The organism is Streptomyces sparsogenes subsp. cuspidosporus (assembly GCF_039532705.1).
Classification (GTDB): Bacteria; Actinomycetota; Actinomycetes; order Streptomycetales; family Streptomycetaceae; genus Streptomyces; species Streptomyces sparsogenes.
Map to the genome: position 1 here is coordinate 39,370 of NZ_BAAASD010000044.1, position 21,514 is coordinate 60,883.

Annotated in this window: 27 protein-coding genes, 1 tRNA gene and 1 riboswitch; of the genes, 15 read left to right on the plus strand and 13 right to left on the minus strand. The window is 72.0% G+C overall.

The genetic code is table 11. From position 1 onward, the window contains the following. Positions 1-23 precede the first annotated feature (23 nt). Positions 24-191 carry an antitoxin gene (locus tag ABFY07_RS35005; RefSeq protein ID WP_346178365.1) on the minus strand — a complete coding sequence of 56 codons (168 nt, stop codon included), beginning with the start codon at positions 189-191 and terminating at the stop codon, positions 24-26. Positions 192-500: 309 nt separating this feature from the next. Between ABFY07_RS35005 and ABFY07_RS35010 the strand changes: the two genes are divergently transcribed. The 3 genes from ABFY07_RS35010 (at position 501) to ABFY07_RS35020 (ending at position 2,327) form a co-directional block, all read left to right on the plus strand. Next, entirely contained in the window at positions 501-1,280 is a 780-nt protein-coding gene (locus ABFY07_RS35010; protein WP_065959957.1) for an HAD-IIA family hydrolase, read from the plus strand. A 107-nt stretch (positions 1,281-1,387) separates the two neighbouring features. Further along, positions 1,388-1,714, plus strand: a complete 327-nt coding sequence (locus tag ABFY07_RS35015; RefSeq protein ID WP_346178366.1) for a hypothetical protein — start codon at positions 1,388-1,390, stop codon at positions 1,712-1,714. A gap of 4 nt (positions 1,715-1,718) precedes the next feature. Beyond that, the gene (locus ABFY07_RS35020; protein WP_346178367.1) at positions 1,719-2,327 is read left to right on the plus strand and encodes a sortase domain-containing protein; all 609 of its coding nucleotides are present in this window, start codon (positions 1,719-1,721) and stop codon (positions 2,325-2,327) included. A 95-nt stretch (positions 2,328-2,422) separates the two neighbouring features. On the opposite strand, the gene ABFY07_RS35025 is transcribed toward ABFY07_RS35020, so the two are convergent. Both ABFY07_RS35025 and ABFY07_RS35030 read right to left on the minus strand, forming a co-directional pair. Next, positions 2,423-3,214, minus strand: coding sequence for a CbtA family protein (locus ABFY07_RS35025; RefSeq protein ID WP_346178368.1), 792 nt, complete (start codon positions 3,212-3,214; stop codon positions 2,423-2,425). A gap of 14 nt (positions 3,215-3,228) precedes the next feature. Then, positions 3,229-3,447: a CbtB domain-containing protein gene (locus ABFY07_RS35030; RefSeq protein WP_065959948.1), complete on the minus strand. Its 219-nt coding sequence runs from the start codon at positions 3,445-3,447 to the stop codon at positions 3,229-3,231. A 37-nt stretch (positions 3,448-3,484) separates the two neighbouring features. Beyond that, positions 3,485-3,639: riboswitch (cobalamin riboswitch) on the minus strand. Positions 3,640-3,815: 176 nt separating this feature from the next. Between ABFY07_RS35030 and ABFY07_RS35035 the strand changes: the two genes are divergently transcribed. Continuing rightward, positions 3,816-4,874 (plus strand): glycoside hydrolase family 6 protein, encoded by a 1,059-nt coding sequence (locus tag ABFY07_RS35035; RefSeq protein ID WP_346178369.1) that lies wholly within the window; start codon positions 3,816-3,818, stop codon positions 4,872-4,874. A 293-nt stretch (positions 4,875-5,167) separates the two neighbouring features. Here the strand turns inward: ABFY07_RS35035 and glxA are convergent, their stop codons facing one another. The 3 genes from glxA to ABFY07_RS35050 all read right to left on the minus strand — a co-directional run bounded on the left by glxA (position 5,168) and on the right by ABFY07_RS35050 (position 8,164). Then, entirely contained in the window at positions 5,168-7,126 is a 1,959-nt protein-coding gene (gene glxA / locus ABFY07_RS35040) for a radical copper oxidase GlxA (protein ID WP_346178370.1), read from the minus strand. Between the two features lie 172 nt (positions 7,127-7,298). After that, positions 7,299-7,979 (minus strand): FadR/GntR family transcriptional regulator, encoded by a 681-nt coding sequence (locus tag ABFY07_RS35045; RefSeq protein WP_346178371.1) that lies wholly within the window; start codon positions 7,977-7,979, stop codon positions 7,299-7,301. Between the two features lie 111 nt (positions 7,980-8,090). Beyond that, positions 8,091-8,164, minus strand: a tRNA-Lys gene (locus ABFY07_RS35050). Between the two features lie 224 nt (positions 8,165-8,388). Between ABFY07_RS35050 and ABFY07_RS35055 the strand changes: the two genes are divergently transcribed. After that, positions 8,389-8,982 (plus strand): lytic polysaccharide monooxygenase auxiliary activity family 9 protein, encoded by a 594-nt coding sequence (locus ABFY07_RS35055; RefSeq protein WP_346178372.1) that lies wholly within the window; start codon positions 8,389-8,391, stop codon positions 8,980-8,982. Between the two features lie 82 nt (positions 8,983-9,064). On the opposite strand, the gene ABFY07_RS35060 is transcribed toward ABFY07_RS35055, so the two are convergent. After that, positions 9,065-9,295 (minus strand): DUF397 domain-containing protein, encoded by a 231-nt coding sequence (locus ABFY07_RS35060; RefSeq protein ID WP_346178373.1) that lies wholly within the window; start codon positions 9,293-9,295, stop codon positions 9,065-9,067. Next, entirely contained in the window at positions 9,261-10,196 is a 936-nt protein-coding gene (locus tag ABFY07_RS35065) for a helix-turn-helix domain-containing protein (protein ID WP_346178374.1), read from the minus strand. The genes ABFY07_RS35060 and ABFY07_RS35065 overlap by 35 nt, the downstream gene beginning before the upstream one ends. Before the next feature lie 152 nt (positions 10,197-10,348). Between ABFY07_RS35065 and ABFY07_RS35070 the strand changes: the two genes are divergently transcribed. The 6 genes from ABFY07_RS35070 (at position 10,349) to ABFY07_RS35095 (ending at position 15,688) form a co-directional block, all read left to right on the plus strand. Beyond that, a complete protein-coding gene (locus tag ABFY07_RS35070) occupies positions 10,349-10,777 on the plus strand; it encodes an ATP-binding protein (RefSeq protein ID WP_065959934.1) in 429 nt (142 codons plus the stop codon). Between the two features lie 55 nt (positions 10,778-10,832). Beyond that, a complete protein-coding gene (locus ABFY07_RS35075) occupies positions 10,833-11,288 on the plus strand; it encodes a hypothetical protein (RefSeq protein ID WP_346178375.1) in 456 nt (151 codons plus the stop codon). A gap of 387 nt (positions 11,289-11,675) precedes the next feature. Further along, on the plus strand, positions 11,676-12,476 hold the full coding sequence (locus ABFY07_RS35080; protein WP_346178376.1) for a helix-turn-helix transcriptional regulator: 801 nt from the start codon (positions 11,676-11,678) through the stop codon (positions 12,474-12,476). A 74-nt stretch (positions 12,477-12,550) separates the two neighbouring features. After that, on the plus strand, positions 12,551-13,519 hold the full coding sequence (locus ABFY07_RS35085; RefSeq protein ID WP_346178377.1) for a helix-turn-helix transcriptional regulator: 969 nt from the start codon (positions 12,551-12,553) through the stop codon (positions 13,517-13,519). Positions 13,520-14,073: 554 nt separating this feature from the next. After that, positions 14,074-14,607: an ABC transporter permease gene (locus ABFY07_RS35090; RefSeq protein ID WP_404779193.1), complete on the plus strand. Its 534-nt coding sequence runs from the start codon at positions 14,074-14,076 to the stop codon at positions 14,605-14,607. 109 nt (positions 14,608-14,716) lie between these two features. Then, positions 14,717-15,688: an ABC transporter substrate-binding protein gene (locus ABFY07_RS35095; protein ID WP_346178378.1), complete on the plus strand. Its 972-nt coding sequence runs from the start codon at positions 14,717-14,719 to the stop codon at positions 15,686-15,688. 78 nt (positions 15,689-15,766) lie between these two features. Here the strand turns inward: ABFY07_RS35095 and ABFY07_RS35100 are convergent, their stop codons facing one another. From ABFY07_RS35100 to ABFY07_RS35120, 5 genes are all read right to left on the minus strand, one after another. Next, entirely contained in the window at positions 15,767-17,014 is a 1,248-nt protein-coding gene (locus tag ABFY07_RS35100; protein WP_346178379.1) for an MFS transporter, read from the minus strand. Further along, on the minus strand, positions 17,011-17,985 hold the full coding sequence (locus tag ABFY07_RS35105; protein WP_346178380.1) for an LLM class F420-dependent oxidoreductase: 975 nt from the start codon (positions 17,983-17,985) through the stop codon (positions 17,011-17,013). Before ABFY07_RS35105 ends, ABFY07_RS35100 begins: the two co-directional genes overlap by 4 nt. Before the next feature lie 71 nt (positions 17,986-18,056). Beyond that, positions 18,057-19,070, minus strand: coding sequence for a zinc-dependent alcohol dehydrogenase (locus tag ABFY07_RS35110; protein WP_346178381.1), 1,014 nt, complete (start codon positions 19,068-19,070; stop codon positions 18,057-18,059). A gap of 150 nt (positions 19,071-19,220) precedes the next feature. After that, the gene (locus tag ABFY07_RS35115) at positions 19,221-19,442 is read right to left on the minus strand and encodes a DUF397 domain-containing protein (protein WP_346178382.1); all 222 of its coding nucleotides are present in this window, start codon (positions 19,440-19,442) and stop codon (positions 19,221-19,223) included. Then, positions 19,439-20,281 (minus strand): helix-turn-helix domain-containing protein, encoded by an 843-nt coding sequence (locus ABFY07_RS35120; RefSeq protein ID WP_346178383.1) that lies wholly within the window; start codon positions 20,279-20,281, stop codon positions 19,439-19,441. The genes ABFY07_RS35115 and ABFY07_RS35120 overlap by 4 nt, the downstream gene beginning before the upstream one ends. A gap of 240 nt (positions 20,282-20,521) precedes the next feature. On the opposite strand from ABFY07_RS35120, the gene ABFY07_RS35125 reads away from it, so the two are divergent. The 4 genes from ABFY07_RS35125 (at position 20,522) to ABFY07_RS35140 (ending at position 21,492) form a co-directional block, all read left to right on the plus strand. Beyond that, a complete protein-coding gene (locus ABFY07_RS35125; RefSeq protein ID WP_346178384.1) occupies positions 20,522-20,686 on the plus strand; it encodes a hypothetical protein in 165 nt (54 codons plus the stop codon). Further along, complete coding sequence (locus ABFY07_RS35130) at positions 20,687-20,842, plus strand: hypothetical protein (RefSeq protein WP_346178385.1); 156 nt, start codon at positions 20,687-20,689, stop codon at positions 20,840-20,842. After that, a complete protein-coding gene (locus ABFY07_RS35135) occupies positions 20,839-21,084 on the plus strand; it encodes a hypothetical protein (protein WP_346178386.1) in 246 nt (81 codons plus the stop codon). Before ABFY07_RS35130 ends, ABFY07_RS35135 begins: the two co-directional genes overlap by 4 nt. A gap of 117 nt (positions 21,085-21,201) precedes the next feature. Further along, on the plus strand, positions 21,202-21,492 hold the full coding sequence (locus tag ABFY07_RS35140; protein WP_346178387.1) for a hypothetical protein: 291 nt from the start codon (positions 21,202-21,204) through the stop codon (positions 21,490-21,492). Positions 21,493-21,514: the final 22 nt, after the last annotated feature.

Consider the following 21,514-nt stretch of genomic DNA (forward strand, 5'->3'; position numbering starts at 1 on the left):
GGAGGGGAGGTGGCGGGGGAGCGCTATTGCTGCCCGGTGGGCGGCTCGCCCCGCCGGCGCAGTTCCTCGTCCAGCTTCTGCGCCTCGCGCCGGGGCTGGTCGGTGGCGCCCTTGCCGCCCTTGGGCGCGGCGTGCCGCGCGCGGCTCTGGCGCTTGCCGAGCGCTTCCTTGAGCTTGTCCTTGATGCTCATCTGAATCTCCTTCGCGGGGGACGCCCGGGGAGTTCCCGGGGGCCCGGGGGACGCGGAGGCTTCGCTCTCGATGCGGAAGCGACCTTCCATGACCAGGATCGGACGTCCGTCCTGGTCTGTCGCGCTGAGCACCCGGCGCGGGTCCGCCGGGGTCCGCCGCCGAAGCCGGCCGCCGAGGCCGGGCGGGACGGCGGGACCGCGGCGGCCCGGGCCCGGAGCGGCTGACTACGCTTGGTGCGTCGGCCGCGCCCGTGAGGCGCGGCCGGTGTCCCCCTCAGGCGTTATTGGTGCACGGCAGGAGAGTCCGCAATGGCAGAGCGCAAGCCGATCGAGTCCTGGCTCACCGATATGGACGGGGTGCTGATGCACGAGGGCATCCCGGTGCCCGGGGCCGACGCCTTCATCAAGCGGCTGCGCGAGTCCGGCAAGCCCTTCCTCGTCCTCACCAACAACTCCATCTACACCCCGCGTGACCTCCACGCCCGGCTGTCCCGGATAGGCCTGGACGTGCCGGTCGCCAACATCTGGACGTCCGCGCTGGCCACCGCGCAGTTCCTGGACGACCAGCGGCCGGGCGGCACGGCGTATGTCATCGGCGAGGCGGGCCTCACCACGGCCCTGCACGACATCGGCTACGTCCTCACCGACGTGGAGCCGGACTACGTGGTCCTCGGCGAGACCCGTACATACAGCTTCGAGGCGCTCACCAAGGCCATCCGTCTGATCAACAACGGCGCGCGCTTCATCGCGACCAACCCCGACGAGACCGGGCCCTCGGCGGAGGGCGCGCTGCCCGCCACCGGCTCGGTGGCCGCGCTGATCACCAAGGCGACGGGGGCCGAGCCGTACTTCGTCGGCAAGCCGAACCCCCTGATGATGCGCGCCGGGCTGAACGCCATCGGCGCGCACTCCGAGACCAGCGCGATGATCGGCGACCGCATGGACACCGATGTGCTGGCGGGTCTCGAGGCGGGCATGGAGACCTTCCTGGTGCTCACCGGGGTCACCCGGCCCGAGGAGGTCGACCGGCACCCCTTCCGGCCCTCCACGGTCGTGAACTCCATCGCGGACCTGGTGGAGCGGGTCTGACTCCGGCACCGGCCGGCGGCGTCTGACCCGTACGGAGCAGCCGGGAGCCGCAGCGGATGCGGCTCCCGGCGGCGCGCGTGAGCCTCGGTGGTGTCAGGAGGTTCACCATGCGCCCGCTCGCCCTCACGCTCCGTACGGCCGCCTGCGCGGCGGCGGTGGTTCTGGCCGCCGCCGGCCCCGCCGGCGCGGACCAGGAGGACGCCGCCCCCGCACGCCACGCCCCGGCCCGATCCGCTCCCGCGCACGCGGGGCCCGCGCGTCCCGTCCCCGTGCACCGCGCCCACTCGGGCACCGCGCCGGCCGACGCCGCGACGCGCGACGACTTCGGCGGGGCCGAGGCGTACGGACTGGCGCTCTCCGGGGGCACGGCGATGGCCGTCGCCGGGCTCGCGGTGCGCCGCCGCCGTTGCCCGGCCGGACCGGCGGCGGGCTGAGGCGGTGTCCGGGAAGGGCTCCGGCCGGGTGGGCCGGCCGCTCGCCGGGGTGATCTGGGCGGCGCTGCTGCTCGGGCTGTGGGTGTGGGGCCACGACGCCGTGGAGGGACTGGGCGGCGCGGTGCCGATGACGGGGGACGTGGCGGCGGCGGGGCGCCCCCCGACGCATCCGCTGCCGCGCGCCCACCGCCCCCTGCCCGCCCTGCCCTCCGCGCGGCCGCGGGGCGTGGTCGTCGAGTCGGTGGGGCTCGCGGCCCCGGTGGTCGCGGGTGCGGAGAGGGGCCGCTACGGGGTCGGGGGCTGGCACTGCGCCGGGGCGCGGCCGGGTGCCTCGGGGGCGTCGGTGCTGGTCGGGCCCGCCGACGGCGGGGTCCTTCGCCGCCTCGGCGGGGTCAGGCGGGGGGACGCGGTGCGGGTGTTCCGGGCGGACGGGACGGTCGCCGAGTTCACCGTCGAGGACGTCGCGCTGGTGACCGCCGAGCGTCTCGACGCCCGGCGGGTGTACGGGGCGCGGGCCCGGGGGCGGGCGGAGCTGCGGCTGGTCGCGGGCGGCGGGCCGCGCGGCGCGCGGGTGGTCGTGTCGGCGTATCTGACCGGGAGCCGGCGCATCTGACCCCCGCGCATTCCCCGCGCATTCCCCCGCGCATCTGACCGGGCCGGGCCCTGAGGCGGGGTGAGCCGTGCCCACCCCGCCTCAGGGCCGGGGGATCACACGGCGCTGGGGACCGGGTCCGGCCGGTGCCCCGCCGCCCGGCGCTCGCGCAGCGCGCGCAGGCCGAGCGCGCCGAACGTGGCGCCCAGGGCCGCCCACAGCACGGCGTGGGAGGCGAGCGAGAGCATCCGGAAGTCCCACAGCAGCGTGCCCTCGACGGGCACCGGGTCGGGGTTGTCGGGAAGGGCGAACAGGGCGAGGAGCACCGCGACGAGGGTCCCGGCGACCGCCGTCTGGCAGACGGCGGGGGCGCGGCCCGCCGCCGTCAGCCGGGTGTGCACCTGCCAGGCGAGCACCATGCCGAGGGCGCCGATCACCACCGCGGCGACCCACATCAGCTGGCGGTCGCCGACCGTGCCCGCGTCGCCGACCCCCGGGGGGTTGGCCGGATAGCGCAGGCCCGGCAGCAGTGAGAGCCCGGCGAAGCCCGCCGCGGCGAGCGCGATCGCGCGGGGCCAGGGCCGGGCGGAGGCGTCGGAGCGGCGGTGGACGAGCGCGTGCGCGACCGCGAAGAAGACGCCGAGCGCCAGCCCGACGACCACCGTGGTGACGACGAGACCGAAGTGCTGGGTGCCGCGGGAGAACAGCTCCTCGTGGTGCTTGACCGCCGCGGCCGCGGCGGCGTGCGAGTGCTCGCCCTCCTGGCGTTTCTCCTCCAGCCGGATGGCACGGTCCATCAGGGGCTCGGCCAGCAGCAGGGAGAACAGCCCGGCGGCGAGGCCCGCGAGGCCGCCCGCCGCCAGTCCGCGCCGGAGCAGGGGAAGTACGGGGACGTGGCCGTCTGCCATGGTGCCGGACCCGGTCAGTGGCAGGGGGCACCGAAGAGGTGCCGGCCGTCGTGCGAGAACTCGTGCAGGTAGTCGCCGGTCGCCGAGATCAGCGAGCCGTTGTCGATGAAGACCGCGTACAGCGCGATGAGCGCCAGGACGACCGCGCCCGCCGCGATCAGCCAGTCGCGGGTGCGGACGGTGGCGGCCGAGACGGCCGCGGGGTCGGTGTGCCGCGCAGTGTGCAGGGACATCCGCTCTTGCCTCCTTGTGGGGTTTCCACGCCCCTCGCAGGAAGGAGGACGACGGGCCAGTTCCTGACTCCCGGAAGCGCGGCGCGCCCGCGCGCGCTGACTTCCGGTCACAGTGGCGGGACCGTCCCGGAGTCGCACCGGGTTCCTGTGTGCCGTCGCCTCGATATGTGGACTTGTCGCATCGGAGAGTCCCAGTCGGATGAGTGCCTGTCAACCGGGCGAAATCCCGCGAAGGGCTGTGGACAACCGCACCGGGGTCGGTCTGGTGTGTAAGCATGGTTTCCATCGGTCTTGAGGGTTTCGACCGGTCTTGTCCTACCCGGGGCTTGAGGGGTGAGCCCCCGGAGCGTGCACCCAAGGGGGAGTGGATGTACGGGAGTCACACCGGCCGCCGGCGCGAGGCCGTGCGCGGCGGGGCGGCCCGGGGCGGGGCCGTGGTGGGGGCGCTGCTGTCGCTTCTGGCGCTCTCCGGCTGCTTCGGCTCGTCGTCCTCCGACCGCGAGGAGGAGGCGATCGCCGCCGCCAGGCCCGCTCAGCGGCCCCGGAATGTCATGCCGTACTGGGTCAACCCGGACGGCAGCGCCGCCCGGCAGGTCGCCGCGTACCGCAGGAAGGGGGACGACGAGGAGGCGCGGCTGATACAGCGGATCGCCGAGCAGCCGGTCGCCGAGTGGCTGGGCGTGGACGACCCGGAGGGCCAGGCGCGCGGGTTCACCGAGGCCGCCGCCGCGGAGGAGCGGGACGCGCTGCTGGTCTTCTACAACATCCCGCACCGCGACTGCGGGCAGTACTCCAAGGGCGGCGCCGCCGACGGCGACGCGTACCGCGCCTGGCTGGACAAGGCGGTCAGGGGCATCGGCGACCGGGCCACCACGGTGATCCTGGAGCCCGACGCGCTGCCGCACGCGGTGGATGGCTGCACGCCCAAGCGGTTCCTCGAGGAGCGGTACGACTTGCTGACCGGGGCCGTGGACAAGCTCAAGGGCCTGCCCCGCACCAAGGTCTACCTGGACGCGGGGAATCCGCACTGGATCAAGGACCCGCGCCGGATGGCCGAGCCGCTCAGGCGCGCGGGGCTGAAGAAGGCCGACGGCTTCGCGCTCAACATCGCCAACTACCAGACCACCGGGGACAACAAGGTCTACGGCAAGAAGCTCTCCGCCCTGGTCGGCGGCAAGCCCTTCGTGATCGACACCAGCCGCAACGGCAAGGGCCCGGTGCCCGGCAAGGAGGACCCGGAGGCCTGGTGCAACCCCAAGGGGCGGGCGCTGGGCGAGACGCCGACGGTCCGCACGGGCGATCCGGCGGTCGCGGCCTACCTGTGGATCAAGCGTCCGGGCGAGTCGGACGGCACCTGCAAGGGCGGCCCCCAGGCCGGCCGGTGGTGGCCGCGGTACGCGCTCGACCTCGCCCGTAACGCCACCTAGGGCCCGTCTTCAAAGGGGGCGCCCTGCTCACGACGCCGCAGTGACATCAGCCGCTGCCGCGGCGGGCGGCACCTCGCTGTGTTGTCGGAGTCGCCCGCCACGCCGCGGTAGCGGCATATTGACCGCAGCGCCCAGTACGAGGGCGATCCTCCGCCTTGCGATGCTCCCCCAGCTACCGCTGGGAGGTGCCCCCTGCACCAGACGCCGCTCGCGGCCGGACGCCCCCTTTGAAGACGGGCCCTAGCGCCGCATGACCCCGACAGCCGGGCTGTCGGGGTGTCCGGCTGCCGCGGTCAGTGCTTGGCGGCGCCCCGGGAGGCGGGCACCTTCACCCAGACCGCCTTGGAGGGGATCCCCTCGTCGTCCACCACCGTGAGCATGTACCACCCCGGCGGGACCAGCGACGGGTCGTCCGGGATCCTGACGCCGACGCTGTCCCCGCTGGTGATGAAGTCCACCGCGATGGACCGCTGCTCGACATTGGTCACATGCGTGAAGGAGCCGGGGCGGATCAGCCGCACCCGCTGGATCGCCGAGGCGTTGTGGGCCCGGTAGGTGGCCGTCGCCCCGCGCCTGAGGGTCCGGGGAGCGCCGTCGGCCAGCGCGGGCCGTGCGCCGCGGAACAGGTACGGCGGGGTGTACAGGTCGATCTGCTGCTGGAACCTGCCCGGCTTGGTGTTGGCGTCGTCGCTGAACAGCGAGTCGGAGCCGAAGGTCATCACCCGGCCGTCGGGCAGCAGCAGTGCCCCGGAGTGGTAGTTGCGGCCCACCAGCGGGTCGGCCACGCCGCGCGAGGTGTTGGTCCTGGGGTCGTAGATCTCCGCCAGCAGCACATTGCTGCCGCCGCGCCCCCGGTAGTCGCCCGAGCCGTTGGTGGTCAGGACGGTGTCGTCGGGGAGGATGACGCTGCTGGGGTAGCGGACCTTCGCGTACAGCTTCGGCCCGTCGCGGAAGCGCGGCCGGTCCTCGTGCAGGTCCACGACGCGGGTCTTCGCGGTGGACTCGGGGTCCTCGCCGACGCCCCCGCCGCCGAGCACCATGTAGCGCTGCTCCTGGGCCGGGGGCAGCAGCACGGACATCGAGGTCTCCAGGACGTCCGGGTCGCTGATGCCGGGCACGGTCCTGAACGCGTTGGTCTTCAGGTCCCAGACGCCGGGGGTGCGGCCCTTGTCGTCGGGGCCGTATCCGGCGTTGGAGCCGGTGTAGAAGATCCGGCCGCCGTCGGTGAGGAAGAGCGCCGGGTAGGTGGGGAAGAACCGCTGCTTGGGCAGGTACTTCCAGGTGTTGGTCCGGGGGTCGTAGATCTCGTTCTTCCCCGGTACGACCTGGCCGATCTCGTCCAGGCCGGAGACCGAGAGCACCCGGCCGTCCTGGAGGGTGGTCAGGGTCGGGTACCAGCGGGCCTCGTGCATCGGGTCGACCGGGACGTACCGCTCGGCGACGGGATCGAACTCATAGGCGTCCTTGATGCCCTGGAAGTCCTTCTTGTCGAAGGACAGCTTCTGTGCGATGCCGTAGAAGTTCTGCCGGTCCTTCCCCCGCAGCCCGTGGATCCGGTAGTTGTCCTCGGTGCCGGTCTGGTACCGCTTCCCCTTGCGCAGCGCCTCGACATAGACCCGGACGGTGCTGGCGGTCACGGTGACCTTGCCGGTCTTGCGGTTCTTGGTCTTCTTGGCGCGCGGGACCAGGACCGGGTCCTTGGACTCGAAGGTCTTGCCGTTCTTCCTGCCGGTGAAGCGGGTGCCCGCCGGGAACGTCTTGGGCTTGTCCGGGTTCTCGTTGTGGACGAACATCAGGCCGCCGGCCTTCTCCACATCGCCCTTGAGCTTCTCGTAGCGCTGGGTGCCGCCCGCCACCAGCAGCTTTCCGTCCGGCAACTGGGTGTGTCCGGCGCAGAAGAGGTCCTCGGGCGTCGGGATGTTCCGGTACGTGTTCTTCTCGGGGTCCCACAGGACGCTCCGGAAGGACTTGGCGGCGAAGTTCCTGGCGTTGTTGCCGGAGCCCGCGACCAGGAGCACCTTGCCGGTGTGCAGCAGGGCGGCGTGGATCGTGTTGATCCGGTACTCCTCGGGGACGTTCACCACGTCCCAGTGGCCGTTCCTGGCCTTGTACTCCGGCTGATTGATCTCGTAGTGGTGGTACTTGTCCGAGCTGAAGCGGTAGAGGGCCGGTCCGTTCATTCCGGCCAGCACGAGCACGGCCGCCGCACCGATCCCGAAGCGGCGGGTGCGGCGACTCGGTCGGTACTTCACGTCTTATCGTCCCCCAAGGTAGGGCAAGTGATGTCCAAACGGTCATCGCTGGACGACTGTGGCCCAAGTGGGAGGAAGAGGCGAGCGACCCGCCGAAGGCGGCACGGGAAGAAGCCGAAGACGGCCGGGAAGAAGCCCGGGAGGGCCGGGAAGAAGGGGGTCGGGCGACGGGTCAGTCGTGGTGGGGGGAGCGCAGCCGCTCCCGGATGTCGCCGAAGTGATCGCGGACGGCGGCCTCGGCCCGTACGACATCGCCGGCGCGGACCGCCTCCAGGATCTCCCGGTGCTGCCGGCAGGTGACCTTGGGGTCGGCGTGCAGATCCACCAGATCGGTGCGCACCCGGTGGAAGGCGTCCCAGAACGCCTCCAGCACCTCGCTGAGCAGCAGGTTGTCCAGGCCGCGGTGGAGGGCGGCGTGGAAGGCCCGGTCGGTCTCGGCGCGCACCGCGCCCTCGGCGGCCTCCGTCTCCATCCGCTCGACCAGGGCGTCCAGCTCGGCCAGGTCGGCCGGGGGTATGCGTCCGGCCAGCCGCGCGATCAGCCCGGTCTCCACCGCCTCGCGCAGCTCCAGCAGTTGCAGCAGGCTGTCCTCGCCGCGGTAGTGGCCGGCGACGGTGCGGAAGAGCAGCCCCTCGATCATCGGCGCCATCGACATGGGCCCGACGTAGGTGCCGAAGCCGTGCCGGATCTCCACGATGCCCATGGCCTGGAGCCCCTTGAGGGCCTCGCGTACGGAGTTGCGGCTGACGCCGAACAGCTCCATCAGCTCGGTCTCGGTCGGCAGCGGGGCGCCGGACGGCAGCCGCTGGTCGATGATCAGGCGCTTGATGCGCTCCTGAATGTCGCTCGCCATGCCGCGAGTGTGCGCCGCCACAGCCACCTCCGATCGGGCCAGCTTAGCGCCAGAACGCGACAGGGGTTTCTCGGTGAACCGAGAAACCCCTGGTCAGTGGCGTAAGCCAAGTGCGCCGCCAGGGACTCGAACCCCGGACCCGCTGATTAAGAGTCAGCTGCTCTAACCAACTGAGCTAGCGGCGCCTGCTGACGGATGAATCCTACCCGACCTTCGGGGGTGCTCCTGACCAGGCGGCCCGGCCGGGTCCCGGGGGCGGTTCGCGGCTCCCGGGGGCGCTTCAGTGGTATGGACAACTCAAGGGATTGGTATGGACATGACCATGAAAGTCCGGCTAGTCTGCGGCTTGGTCTAGACCGCACTGCACTCGGCTCACCGAAGCACTCCCCCACGTCTTCAGGAGCGAAGCATGCGCAAGAAGATCAGCGCCGCCCTCATCGGCATCGGGCTCGCGGCGGTTTCCGTCCTCACCACCAGCGGCAGCGCCTCGAGCCACGGCTACACCGACTCGCCCATCAGCCGCCAGAAGCTGTGTGCCAACGGCACCGTGGCCAACTGCGGCGAGATCCAGTGGGAGCCGCAGAGCGTCGAGGGCCCCAAGGGCTTCCCCTCCGGCGGCCCGGCCGACGGCACCCTCTGCGCCGGCGGCAACAGCCGGTTCGCCCAGCTGGACGACCCGCGCGGCGGGCAGTGGCCGGCCACCAAGGTCAGCGCCGGGCAGAGCTACACGTTCAACTGGCGCTTCACCGCCGCGCACGCCACCACGGACTTCAAGTACTACATCACCAAGAACGGCTGGAACCCCAGCCAGAGGCTGACCCGCGCGAGCCTGGAGACCACGCCGTTCCTCACCGTCCCGTACAACGGCCAGCGGCCGCCGAGCACCTTCTCGCACACCGGCACGATGCCCAGCGGGAAGACCGGTCGGCACCTGATCCTCGCCGTGTGGACGATCGCCGACACCCCGAACGCCTTCTACGCGTGCTCGGACGTGCAGTTCTGAAGCGCCGAACGGCCTGAAGGGGCGGGGCCCGGTCCGGCGGACCGGGCCCCGCGACCTCTTCCGGGGCGTGCTCCGCACGGGCTCACCCGTCTGACGAGCCCGCCTTCACACCACGGACGAAGGCGGCCCAGACGGCCGGGGCGGCGCCGATGACCGCGCTCGGGTCGTCGCTCTCGCGCAGCCGGACCAGGCCGCCCCACGAGGCGACCTCGACGCACTGGCCCTCGCCCACGGAGTACGAGGACTTGCGCCAGCGCGGGTGCGGGTCCGGGGACGGGTCATGCGGGTTCTCGGGCGCTTGGGAAGTGTTCACGGTGTGGGGCCCTCTTTCCTACGAGACCGGCGATGAGGGCCTTCGTCTCATCCGGCGACAGCGCGCTGTCGACGATGTGGCCGAAGGCGTCGGCGAAGACGTTGACGTCGTCGGCTCCTTCGACGTAAACCGGGCCGCGCAGGTTCTCCTGGGTGACCACGTCCGGCATCGGGCCCGGGAACCCCACGAGCGTGAAGGCCCCCGCGTCCCCCGGGTTGGGCGCGGCGTCGATCGGCATCACCTGAAGCGTGACCGTGGGCCAGTCCGCGACGTCCAGCAGCCGCAGCAACTGCTCGGTCATGATGGCCGGACGGCCGGAGAAGCGCCGGTGCAGGGCCGCCTCGTGGATCACGGCCCACAGCCGCAGCGGGGCGCGCGGGCGGGTCAGCACCGCCTGGCGGGCCAGCCGCACCTCGGCGAGCGCGGCGACCTCGGCCGGGCTGCGGGCGACCGCGTTGGCCGCGATCGTCTCCCGCGCGTAGTCGGGCGTCTGCAGCAGGCCGGGGACGACCAGCGGGGCGTAGTCGCGGACGGACTCGGCGTCGCTCTCCAGCGAGATGTAGTCCGCGTACGCGGGGGCGACCACGCCGCGGTAGGTCTGCCACCAGCCCCGCTTCCCGGCGTCCTTGGCCAGCCCCTCCAGCGCGGCGCGCACCTCCGCGTCGCTGATCGCGTAGGCCTCCAGCAGGCCGGCGACCTCCGTGGCGCGGATCGTCGCGTTCGCGTTCTCTATCCGGGACAGCTTCGGCGCGCTCCAGTGCCGGGCGCCGGCACGCCCCCGCTGGGCCGCGTTCAGCGCCTCGGCCGCCGCGTCCAACGTCATCCCCGCTTCGGTACGCAGCTTCCGCAGAGTGGACCCCAGCCGCCTGCGCCGCACGGTGGGCACCGGATGGTAGGTCATGTCGCCAGTCTGACGTATCGCCAACTACGACCACCAGGCGGCATATGCCAGTCTTGCGCGACCGGGTCGAAACATTGCGAGTGGCACGCCAATGGGACAGGATCGCCTGTGCGACACGGCAGCGCGCCGTGCCTTGGAGGGCCCTGGACGACATGGCAGAGAACTTTCCGCAGGGGGCGCCTCCCAGCAGTAGCTGGGGGAGATACGAGCTGCGCCTGCGCGTCCATCCGCAGACGCTCGCGGACGTACGGCGCGTGGTGGGCGCGCGGCTGCGCCAGTGGGGCCGCGAGGAGTTGATCACCGCGGCGGCCATGTGCGTCACCGAGCTGCTGTCCAACGTCCACAAGCACGCCGCCTCGCCCGACTGCGTACTCGTCCTCGAGAACCGCCCGTACGGGATACGCGCCGCCGTCAGCGACACCGAGCCCTCGCTGCCGGTGGTCAAGGAGCCCGACTTCCTCTCCGAGAGCGGGCGCGGGATGTTCCTGCTCAGCAAGACGGCCGACGAGTGGGGGACCGACCTCAACCCCACCGGGAAGACGGTGTGGTTCACCCTTCGCGCGGAATCGGTCGGTCCGTGAGCCGTCGCCCGGTAGCGTGCGATGCGGCGATGGTCTGCGAACCGGGGAGGGGCCGATGGATCCGCTGACGGCGGGTGCGCTGATCGCGGCGGTCAACGCGGCGGTGTCCGGGGCGGGAGGAGAGGCGGGCCGGCGGGCACTGGACGGGCTGACCGCGCTGACCCGCAGGGTGCTGCGGCGGGGCGCGTCCGACCCGGGCGCGGACCCGGCCGGCGACCCGGGGGCGGATCCGGGCGTGGACCCGGCTGTCGACCCGACGGCCGATGCCGAGCCTGTGACGATTCCGTACGACGACCCCGAGCGGCTGCGTCGGCTGGCCGAGTTGCTGGTCGAACGGGCCCGCCAGGACCCGGAGTTGGGACGCGATCTCGCGGCCTGGCTGAACCGGTACGGAGCACCGGCCGAAGAGCACGGCACCGTCCACAATTCCGTCTCGGACGGCGCGCGGATCACCGGCCCGGTGATTCAGGGCCGGGATTTCCACGGCCCGATCAGCTTCGGCCCCCAGTGATCCGGTGTTCCCCGTGCCCCCCGGACGGGGGTGGGCGTGCGTCCGGTTGCCCGGTGGCAGCAACTGGACAGTGGTACGCGCCGGAGGTCGCCCACGGTGGCGTGGCGGCTGCGCTGGGTGCCGGGTTGCCGACCGATCGGCGCGGACATGTGCAACTTGCTGACAGACGGCGTGTCGCTCCGCGCGCACGACGCTGGGGTACGCTCTGACACGCCGTCGTTTGCCAACTCTTTACCTCACGCCCCGCGTTGACGTCGTCGCTGTGTGCGAATTACTGTCGTCGGCGGAATTACACAGCATTTACACCTGATCTCGTCGCGCGACAAGGAATTCTCGAACCAGGCGGGTATTTCGAAAACTGGTCACCTTCGCCCTCCAGGGGAAGTCATGGTTGGTCTTGCGAGGACGTCCGAGCCGTCACCCGAGCACGGGACGGCCGGGGCCGCGGGCTTCGACCATGTGGAGCGGGCGCTGGTCGCGGCGCACGGCCTGATCGAGTCCGTGGTGACCCGGCACCGCCAGGACCAGGCCCGGCAGTGGTGGACGCGGACCGGGCCCGGCCGTCCGTCGGCCGCCGAGGCCGCCGACCGGCTCATCGCCGGCGCCGAGCGGACCGTGGCCGTCGTGCTGTCCGGAGACCCCGAGCAGGAGGACGCCGTCTGCTCGGCGCTCGCCCGCCCGCCCGGCCCCGGCCGCGCGGGCGTCGCCGTCCGGCTGCTGTGCCTGCCCCGGGCCCTGGCCGGCCCGCGGGTGCGCGCGCTGGCCCGTACCGACCCGCGCTGCGAGGCGCGGGCGGCCGAGGGCGGGCTGCCCGAGGTGCTGCTCGTCGACGGCCGGCTCGCGTACGTACGGCCGGAGGCGGGCCGGGCCGGGCCGCCGGCCTCCCTGGTGGCGGACGCGGCCACGGTGCAGGCGCTGGACCTGATGTTCGCCGGGGCGTGGGGGAACGCCGCGGCGCTCGCCGAGCCACCGCGCCCGGCCGGGCGGCTGTGCACCGACTCCGCGCGGCGGATCCTGGAGTGCCTGCGGGCCGGGGTCACCGACGAGGTGGCGGCGCGCGACCTCAAGGTGTCGCTGCGCACCTACCGCCGCTATGTCGCGGAGATCATGCGCGAGCTGGGCGCGCACTCCCGCTTCCAGGCGGGGGCGCGGGCGGTGGAGGCGGGGCTGCTGCCGGGCGGCCCCTGACGGCACCCCAACCCTGACAGCACTCGAGACCCTGACCATGTCGCGAGGCGGGACGACGGAGCGATGACGAAGCCATGACGGATCGGACGGCGCGGACCACGGCGCGGGCCACGGGGAGAACCACCGGGAGGGCCACGGGGTGGGCGGGGGAGCGGGCGGCGGCGCGGGCCCCCGGCCGGACCGCGGCGCGGCTCACCGAGCGCAGACACCCGGAAGCCCCGCCCGACCGCCCCGCCGCCCCCCGGTCCGGCGGCCAGGAGCCGGCCGGTGCGGCCGAGGACGCCCTGGACCGCACCCTGCGGGAGGTGCGCACCCTCCTGGAGTCCACCGTCCACGAACACCGGGCCCGGCGGTCCCGGGACGCGCTGTTCACCGAGGTGGGGGTGGCGGACGCCGCCTTCCTCGCCGCCGCCGAGCAGGTCGTCGGCCGGGCCGTGCGCAGTGTCGACGCCGCCTTCCCGGAGCCCACGCCCCGGCTGGCGGCCGACCACGCGGCCCTCCACGCCCTGGTCTCGGGCGTCGGTGACGTCGGCGGAGCCGACCCCGTCGAGGTGCGGGTGCTGCGTACCCGGCCCCTCGCCGAGCCCGGCCCCGCGCTCGGGCCGGGCGGCGGCCTCGGGGCGCGCCCCCCGGAGATCCGGATCGCGGCGGTGCCGCTGCCCACGGCGGTGATCGCCGACGGCCGGACCGCCCTGGTGTGCACGGACACGGCCGAGGGGCGGCGGGCCTCCCTGGTGCGCGACCCGGCCGTCGTGGCCACCCTGCTCGGCCTGTTCGGCAACATCTGGCGCACCGCCGCGCCCGCCGCCCGCCCGCTGGACTTCGGCAACCGGGCCCGCACCGAGATGGTGCGGCGGGTGCTGCGGCGGCTGGGGGACGGGGTCACGGACGAGGCCGCGGCCCGCGAGCTGGCGATCTCGGTGCGCACCTACCGCAGGTACGTGACCGGAATCCTGGAGCTCCTCGAGGTGAACTCGCGTTTTCAGGCCGGGGTGCGCGCGTGTGAGCTAGGCATCCTCGACCGTTTCTCCACCGGTTCGTGAAGTCGGGCACGAGGGGCGCCAAGATCTTCCGGATGACGGCGTGATTTCCTTTTTCCCGATCGCATTGTGATCCTGAGCGGCCTGGCGATAGGTTGCACGCGGGCGTGCCGGGGATCTGGCAACCGCCGGTAATACAAGGGGATTTGGGGATGACGCAGGGGCGCGGAAGGGGTGCGACCGCCACGGCGGGCGCCAGTGGCGGACCGGGGACGGCCCCGCCGCATTCACCCCGGCCCGGACAGGTACGAAAGTCCGGGGAGAACGGTGGAAAGGCAGCGCACACGGGCCGCGGAAGTCAAAGCCCCAAGGGGGCGCACGGGCGCCGAGTTCGGAGGAACGCGGCCGGATCCGTGTACCGCGGGGTGCTCCCGCCGCTCGTATTCGGGCTGGCCCTGCTCATCGTGTGGGACCTCGCCGTCCGGACCGGCGCGGTGGACACGTTCTACCTGCCGGCGCCGTTCGACATCGCGAAACATTTCGTCGACGAGCTGCTGCACGGCGATCTGCTCCGGTACACCAAGCAGACGGTGTGGGAGGCGCTGGCGGGCAGCGGCATGGGGCTCGGGGTGGCCCTGCCGCTGGGCTATCTGATCGCCCGCAGCGACCTCGCGGCCTCGGCCCTCCAGCCGTATCTGGCCGCGTCGCAGGCGGTGCCCGCGGTGGCGCTGGCCCCGCTGTTCGCGCTCTGGTTCGGCTACGGGCTGCTGCCCTTCGCCATGCTGTGCGCGCTGCTGGTCTTCTTCCCCATCCTGGTGAACACCGTGCTGGGCCTGCGCTCGCTGGACCCCGATGTGATGGGGGCGGCGCGCGTGGACGGCGTGGGGTGGTGGGGGATGCTGTGGTACATCGAGCTGCCGCTCGCGCTGCCCAGCATCCTCACGGGGGTGCGCAACGGCTTCACCCTGTCCATCACCGGCGCGGTGGTCGGCGAGTTCGTCATGGGCGGCGAGGGGCTCGGACAGCTCCTGTCGGTCCAGCGGCAGGAGGCCGACACCATCGGACTCTTCTCGACACTCGTCATGCTCGCACTTCTCGCCGCTTGCTTCTATGGCGTGATCCGCCTGGTGGAGCGGCTCGTACAGCGCTGACCGACACCTTCCACTCACTGAGGAGAAGTACGTGCGTTTGGTAAGGACGTCCACGAGGCACACCCGGAGACACCAGGTCACGGGGGCGGCTCTCGCGTCGGTGGTGGCCGTGGCCACCCTGACCTCGTGCGCCGACAAGCCGGAGGACGCGGGGGGCAAGGGCGGAGGCAAGATCACGGTCGGGCTGACGTACACGCCCAACATCCAGTTCGCCCCGTTCTACGTGGCGGCCGAGAAGGGCTACTACAAGGACGCCGGGCTGAACGTCGACCTGCGCCACCACGGCGCCGCCGAGGATCTCTTCGGCGCCCTGAAGTCGGGCAAGGAAGACGTGGTCTACGCGGGCGGGGACGAGATGCTCCAGGCCCGTGCCAAGAATGTCCCCCTCGTGGACATCGCCACCTTTTATCAGAAATACCCGGTGGGTCTCATCGTCCCCAAGGAATCCGACATCAAGAAGCCCACGGACCTGAAGGGCCGCACGATCGGCACCCCGGGCCCGTATGGCGAGACCTATTTCGGCCTGCTGGCGCTGCTGAAAGAAGGCGGCCTGTCCGTCAAGGACGCCAACGTGAAGAACATCGGCTTCACCCAGCAGGCGGCGCTGACCGGCAAAAAGGTCGAAGGCGTGATGGGTTACCTGAACAATGACGCCGTCGCCTTCGAAGAAGCCGGCAAGGAGGTCCGTGCCCTTACCCTCGACGGAGGCGACAAGGGAGATCCGCTGGTCGGCGTCGGAATCGGCGTCCAGGAGAAGACGCTGAAAAAGCGCGGCGACGACATGAAGAAGTTCGTCGACGCCTCTCTGCGCGGACTTCAGTACGCCATCGACCACCCCGAGGACACCGTCGAGCTCAGCGCGAAATACGTCCCCGGGCTGAAGGACGCCAAGCGGCAGAAGAACGCGCTGGCGGTGCTCAAGGCCACTACGCCCATGATGCAGAACGACGCGGGCGAGCTGGGCACCAATGACGCGCAGAGCTGGAGCCGCATGGCCGACTTCATGTACGACCAGGGCCTGCTGGAGAAGACGGTCACCCCGGAAGAGGCGTACTCCAACGACTACCTGCCCAAGTCGTAGCAGGCCGAAGTCGTAGCGGGCTCACGGCGCAGCAGACCTCGGCCGTAGCCGGCCTCACGCGCGCCCGGGCGGCGGGGCTCATCCGCCCGCCGCCCGGCGGTGCAGCGCGCCCGCCACCGCGAACGCCGCCGCCGCGCCCACCGCGAGCGCGACCCAGCTGCCCGTGGCCGAGGCGTGCGCGAGCACCAGCAGCCCGAGCGGCGGCCCGGAGGCCGTGCCCAGGTTCCACGCCAGCGACGCCAGGGCGCTCGCCCGGCCCACGGCCGCCTCGCCCGACCAGCGCAGCAGCAGCGGGTAGAAGGCCGAGGAGTACATCAGCTCGCCCGCCGCGAACACCACCGCGAAGGCCAGCAGCAGCCCGTACCGGACCACGGACGAGAGCGCGTCCCCGGCCAGTACGGCGCCGAGACCGCAGCCGAACGCCGCCACCCACAGCACCGGGCCGGCGGCCAGCGCCACCGTCTCCGGCAGCCGCTCCAGCCTCCGCCGCAGCAGCGGCTGCAACGCCACCAGCGCGAACGAGTTGGCCGCCACCACCGCGGACACCCATCCCAGCGTGACGCCCATGTGGTCGTGCAGCAGCAGCGGCACGGTGGCCTCGATCTGGGTGAAGCCGACGATCGCGAACAGCGCCTGGGCGAGCACGAGCAGCGCCATCGGGCGGCCGCGCAGCAGCGTCCGGTATGTCGGCCCGCCGGCCTCCTCGCTCTTCTCGCCGCCTCGCGCGGCCTCGCCGCTGGGCCGCAGGGCCCAGATCACCGCCATCAGCGGGACCGCGGCCGCCGCGTTGGCCACATACAGCCAGCGCAGCGTCCCGACCGGGGCCTGCGCCCCGGTCAGCGCCAGCCCGGCGACGACCGAGCCGGCCCCGATGCCCACGTTGTTCACGATGTGCCGGACGGAGAAGGCCGTACGCCGCCCGCTCTCCGGGACCGCGGCGTCCACGACGCCCACGATCGACGCGTAGAACAGGCCGAAGCCCACCCCCACGCACGCGCCCGACAGCAGCACCAGCGCCACCTGCCCGGCCGGGGCCAGCATCCCGTACCCCACCGCCAGCGCCGCGGCCCCCAGCGCGCCCACCCGGTGCGGCCCCGCCCGGTCCGCCAGCGGCCCGCCGAACAGCGCGGCCGCGAAGCTGGCCGCCGCCATCGCGATGAAGTAGCCGCCCGCGGCCCGGGAGCCCAGCCCCAGCAGCTCGCTGACGTAGATGGCGGTGAACGGGAAGCACAGTCCGTTGCCCAGGGTGGACAGCAGCAGACAGCCCATGAGCAGGCGGAAGCGCCGCCCCAGCACCTCCCGGGGCGGCGCGGCGTCAGCCGTCAAGAAGCCCGCCCGGCGCCTGGGCCCTGTCCGGGCGACCTTCTCGGGCCCGCGACGCCAGCTACGGCACCTCGCTGCGTTGTCGGAGTCGCCCGAGTACGCCCAGTACGAGGGCGATCCTCCGCCTTGCGATGCACCGCATCTGACGCCGCGGGCTGATCCTCAAAGGCCGCCCGGACAGGGCCCAGCGCCTCGCGCACCTTCAGCAGCTCCTCCACCTGCCGCAGGTCGTACGGCGCGGCCAGGGACAGCACCACGTGGACCGCCCCGGCCTCGGCGAAGCCCTCCACGAGCGGCAGCTGGTCCGGGTTGACCATGACCGTACGGGCCACCTCGCCCGGGTCGCGGCCCACGCGCTCGCACCACTGGTCCAGCACGCCGTTCAGCTCGCGGAAGTCGGCGACCGGGTCCTCGGAGGCCCAGCCGTACCAGTTCCACCAGTCGGCCTCGCGCGCCACCAGCTCCAGGGTGCGCCGCCGCCCGGCCCCGCCGATCAGCAGGGGGAGCGGTCCCGCGGGCCCCGGGTTGAGCTTGCCCAGCCGCTCCTTGACCGCCGTGATCGCCGCTTCGAACGCGTCCATGCGCGCGGCCGGGCCCGGGAACGGGATGCCGTACTCCAGGTGCTCCGCCTCGAACCACCCGGCGCCGAGCCCCAGGACCAGCCGCCCCCCGCTGAGCTGGTCGACGGTGCGGGCCATGTCGGCGAGCACATGCGGATTGCGGAACGCGGTGCAGCTCACCAGCGGGCCGATGGTGGCCCGGCTGGTCTCCACCGCCATCGCGGACAGCAGCGACCAGCACTCGTAGTGGCGGCCCGCCGGGTCGCCGTGGTGCGGCAGGAAGTGGTCCCAGGTCCAGATCGAGTCGACGCCCATGTCGTCGGCCTCGCGCCAGGCGGTGCGCAGTTGGTTGAGGTCGGTGTGCTGGGGGTGCAGCTGCACACCGACGCGCAGGGTGGTGTCGTGCGGGGACACGGTGGTCCTCTTTCTGTTGCTCGGTAGTGGTGGAAACGCGGTGGGAACGCGGTGGAATGCGGCCCGCGCGGCTACGGAGTCACGACGACCCGGTACACGGGCGTCTCCGCGGCCTGCTTCAGCGCCTTCTCGACCTCGTCCAGCGCGTACCGCGCGGTGACCAGCGTCTCCAGCCGCCCGTTCAGCGCGCCCCCGCGCAGCAGCTCCGCCGCCGCCCGCCAGTCCTCCGGCTCATGGCTGAAGGAGCCGGTGACCGTCAGCTGGCGGCGGTGCACCTCGTAGCCGGGCAGCTCGGCCGGCGGCCCGTCGGAGCCGCCGTACAGCACGATCCGGCCGCCGTCCGCCACCGCGGCCAGCGCCAGGGCGATGGACTCCCGGGACGCGATGGTCACGAACACCACGTCCGCCTTGGGGAGTTGTCCGATGTCCCCCGGCGCGACGGCCGTGTCCGCCCCCGCTGCCGCGATGGCGGCGAGCCGCTGCTCGTCCTGCTCCACCACGGCCACGCTGCGCGCCTGGAGCTGCTTGGTCACGGCGAGGTGCAGATGGCCCATGTACCCCGCGCCGATCACCGTGACCCGGTCCCCGGCCCGGAAGCCACCCCGCCGCAGCGAGTGCACCACGCAGGCCAGCGGCTCGCCCATCGCGGCCACCGCCGGGTCGGTGTCGCCCACCGACCACACGCGCGAGGCGTGCACCTTGATGTAGTCGGCCAGCCCCTCGCCCATGGTGATCGCGCCGTCCTCGCGCACGTTCCCCTGGAGCGCCACGCAGATCGCCGACTGCCCGGCCCGGCAACTGCGGCAGGTGCCGCAGCGGGGCAGCCCGTCGATGGTCACCAGCGACCCGACCTCCGGCATGTCCTCCAGCCCGGCGGCCTTCTCGCCCACCCGCTCCACCCACCCGGCGATCTCATGACCGGCGGCGGAGGGGTAGACGGGCATGCGCCCGGCGTACAGGTTCGCCTCCATGGTGCACACCCCGCACGCGGCGATGCGTACCAGCACCTCCGAGTCGCCCACGTCCGGCACAGGTATCTCTCTGAGGTCCACCTCGCCTGCCGCGGTGATGACTGCTGTACGCATGGGAACTGCCTTCCGAATTACGGTTGTTGTGCCCGGAGGCTATGCCTGGGGCGCGGACGGAGGCAAGGAAAAGATCACAGTTGTTGAGCCTGCCCGACACGACAACGGCCCCCGGAGAGGGGGCCGTTCGCTTGCTGGTTGTCGCGAGGGTCAGGCGGTGGGGAACTCCCCGTGCTTGACGGCGGAGACGAAGGAGGACCAGGCGGTGGTGGGGAAGACGACCGCGGGGCCCTGGGGGGTCTTGGAGTCCCGAACGGGGACCACGCCGGATGCGGCGAAGGTGGGGGAGAACTCCACGCACTCACCGCCGGACGATGAGCTGTAGGAGGACTTGATCCAGTTGGCGGACACAAGGTTCTGGTGATGGCTCATGGCGTGTACTCCTCGCGCACAGTCTCGATGAAGGCCAACGACTCGTCAGGGGGCAGTGCGTGCGCCCGTAGCCGATCGTAGTTTTGCATGACAATCGCCGCTGTGGCCGCTGTGCGGCAGAGCCTGCCTCCTTGCGGATCATCCGAGTACAGCACCGTAGGTGAGTCCTTGAAGGTGAGCAGCGTGAACGGCACCGAATGCGCGGCTGCGGCTCCGGCCGTGAAGGGGATGACCTGAAGGTCGATGCCGGGGCGAGCGGCCGACTTCACCAAGAAGTCAAGCTGAGCGGCCATGGTGGCCGGGCCGCCCACATGTGTCCGCAGGCATGCTTCGTGGAGAACGGCCCACAGCCTGGGTGACCTGTCCTGGCTGAACACGTCGCGCCGCCTGATACGCGCCTCGACCTTGCCCTGCACCGCCTCGTCCGATGCGAAGGGGTGGCCTGCGCGGAAGATGGCCCGTGCGTACTCCTCAGTCTGGAGCAGGCCGACAATGATGGTCGCGGAGAAGTTGAGGATGTGCGACGCCTTCTGCTCCAACTGAACGTAGGGCACGAAATGCGTGGGGTGGTCGCCCTCCTCCAGCCGCTGGAGCATGCCCGTGAACAGCCCGTTCGTACCGAACACTCGGTCACAGCCGCTGGCGAACTTCTCGCTCGGGAGCAGCTTCCCGGACTCCACCTGACTGACGTACGACACGGAGTAGCCCGTACTCGTGGCCAGGTGCTTTTGCGTGAGGCTACGGCCGAGGCGTACGCGCCTCACATCCGCGCCGTAGCGCTGGAGCGGGTCCAGATAGGGATTACTGAAGTCCTCGGATGAGATCGACTCGTCCAACACTGTGACCTCCCGACTTGCGCCCGCTGCCAGCGGCACGGCAGGGCAGCGGATTACAGCGATCGCTGCTGAACCCTCCCCATTCTATGAGGCATTGCGTTCTCCTGGTGACGAGTTGACTACACCCGGTGCGCACCCCGGGCGGTCAGCCACCATCCCATCGGCCACACGCAAGACCCCCGCGACGCAACTTGGAGGGAGCGTCCGGGGGCGTGGCCCTCAACCCCCTGGAGGTTGATGAGCATGGCCCACGTTATCGCGTGGATCTTCGAAGCGCTGCTACGTCTGCTGCTGCCACCATCCGGCCGCCATCGCGCCGCCACCACCCCGCACCCGTACTCCCGCATCCCGACGACGCCGCGCCCGGCATGCACGTGCCAGGTCGACGGCGTGAGGGTGGTGGCGTAGATGACCACTCCGGCAACGCCCCCACCGCCGCAGGGTCAGGACGACGGCGGACCGCAGCAGGACGGCGACGATCGCCCCACCCTCGAAGAACTCCGGCAACGCTGCGCCACCCTCAGCGAGTTGATCGCCCGGCACCTGGGACGGGGGCCGAAATGAGCAGGACGGCCCGCACGCCGCACATCCTCGCGGTCGGCATGGTGGTGTACGACCGGCATTACGACATGCCTGCCACGATCACCGACTTCGTCGGACCGTTCGTCTGCCTCACCCGCCCCACCGGCCTCACCTGGCGCGCACCCCGGGCATCCGTCCGCCCCGCCACCGCGTACGAGCGGCGGCAACTGCGGGCCATCGCCCGGCTTCAGGCCGAGCGCCAGAGGGGCACCGGCCCCGCGTAGAGGCGGTTTGCGGTGAGTATGGGACAACGACACGCCGACGCCACGGCGTGTCCGTGTCCCATACTCACCGCAAACCCGGGCCACCCACCGAACACCTCGCCGGAGCGGACGATCACCATGCCCCACGGCCCCTGGCGCGCCGAATGGACGTTCATCAGCGAGGCGGGCGTCACCACTGGGACCGCGCGCACGCCCCGGTACGCCGACATCCGCACGGCCGTGTTCAAAGCAGCCGACGCGTCGTTGCGGGATCTGGGCCACGAAGGTGCCGCCGAGCGGGGTGAGCCCTGGAAGCTCCTGGTCGGGGCCCTGTACTCGGAGGCCATGCTGTGTGCCGACGAAGTCGGCGCGTGGCAGTACGTGAGCCCGGACGGCTGGGCGGACATCACCATCCGGTTCATCCCGTAGCCCGCGACGCGGCGATCCCCCG

Excerpts from the sequence above, each read along its gene's own strand:
- ABFY07_RS35005 (WP_346178365.1), bottom strand. The coding sequence starts at position 191 with ATGAGCATCAAGGACAAGCTCAAGGAAGCGCTCGGCAAGCGCCAGAGC.
- ABFY07_RS35010 (WP_065959957.1), top strand. The coding sequence starts at position 501 with ATGGCAGAGCGCAAGCCGATCGAGTCCTGGCTCACCGATATGGACGGG.
- ABFY07_RS35015 (WP_346178366.1), top strand. The coding sequence starts at position 1,388 with ATGCGCCCGCTCGCCCTCACGCTCCGTACGGCCGCCTGCGCGGCGGCG.
- ABFY07_RS35025 (WP_346178368.1), bottom strand. The coding sequence starts at position 3,214 with ATGGCAGACGGCCACGTCCCCGTACTTCCCCTGCTCCGGCGCGGACTG.
- ABFY07_RS35030 (WP_065959948.1), bottom strand. The coding sequence starts at position 3,447 with ATGTCCCTGCACACTGCGCGGCACACCGACCCCGCGGCCGTCTCGGCC.
- ABFY07_RS35035 (WP_346178369.1), top strand. The coding sequence starts at position 3,816 with ATGTACGGGAGTCACACCGGCCGCCGGCGCGAGGCCGTGCGCGGCGGG.
- ABFY07_RS35045 (WP_346178371.1), bottom strand. The coding sequence starts at position 7,979 with ATGGCGAGCGACATTCAGGAGCGCATCAAGCGCCTGATCATCGACCAG.
- ABFY07_RS35055 (WP_346178372.1), top strand. The coding sequence starts at position 8,389 with ATGCGCAAGAAGATCAGCGCCGCCCTCATCGGCATCGGGCTCGCGGCG.
- ABFY07_RS35065 (WP_346178374.1), bottom strand. The coding sequence starts at position 10,196 with ATGACCTACCATCCGGTGCCCACCGTGCGGCGCAGGCGGCTGGGGTCC.
- ABFY07_RS35070 (WP_065959934.1), top strand. The coding sequence starts at position 10,349 with ATGGCAGAGAACTTTCCGCAGGGGGCGCCTCCCAGCAGTAGCTGGGGG.
- ABFY07_RS35075 (WP_346178375.1), top strand. The coding sequence starts at position 10,833 with ATGGATCCGCTGACGGCGGGTGCGCTGATCGCGGCGGTCAACGCGGCG.
- ABFY07_RS35080 (WP_346178376.1), top strand. The coding sequence starts at position 11,676 with ATGGTTGGTCTTGCGAGGACGTCCGAGCCGTCACCCGAGCACGGGACG.
- ABFY07_RS35085 (WP_346178377.1), top strand. The coding sequence starts at position 12,551 with ATGACGGATCGGACGGCGCGGACCACGGCGCGGGCCACGGGGAGAACC.
- ABFY07_RS35090 (WP_404779193.1), top strand. The coding sequence starts at position 14,074 with ATGGGGCTCGGGGTGGCCCTGCCGCTGGGCTATCTGATCGCCCGCAGC.
- ABFY07_RS35110 (WP_346178381.1), bottom strand. The coding sequence starts at position 19,070 with ATGCGTACAGCAGTCATCACCGCGGCAGGCGAGGTGGACCTCAGAGAG.
- ABFY07_RS35115 (WP_346178382.1), bottom strand. The coding sequence starts at position 19,442 with ATGAGCCATCACCAGAACCTTGTGTCCGCCAACTGGATCAAGTCCTCC.
- ABFY07_RS35125 (WP_346178384.1), top strand. The coding sequence starts at position 20,522 with ATGGCCCACGTTATCGCGTGGATCTTCGAAGCGCTGCTACGTCTGCTG.
- ABFY07_RS35130 (WP_346178385.1), top strand. The coding sequence starts at position 20,687 with ATGACCACTCCGGCAACGCCCCCACCGCCGCAGGGTCAGGACGACGGC.
- ABFY07_RS35135 (WP_346178386.1), top strand. The coding sequence starts at position 20,839 with ATGAGCAGGACGGCCCGCACGCCGCACATCCTCGCGGTCGGCATGGTG.
- ABFY07_RS35140 (WP_346178387.1), top strand. The coding sequence starts at position 21,202 with ATGCCCCACGGCCCCTGGCGCGCCGAATGGACGTTCATCAGCGAGGCG.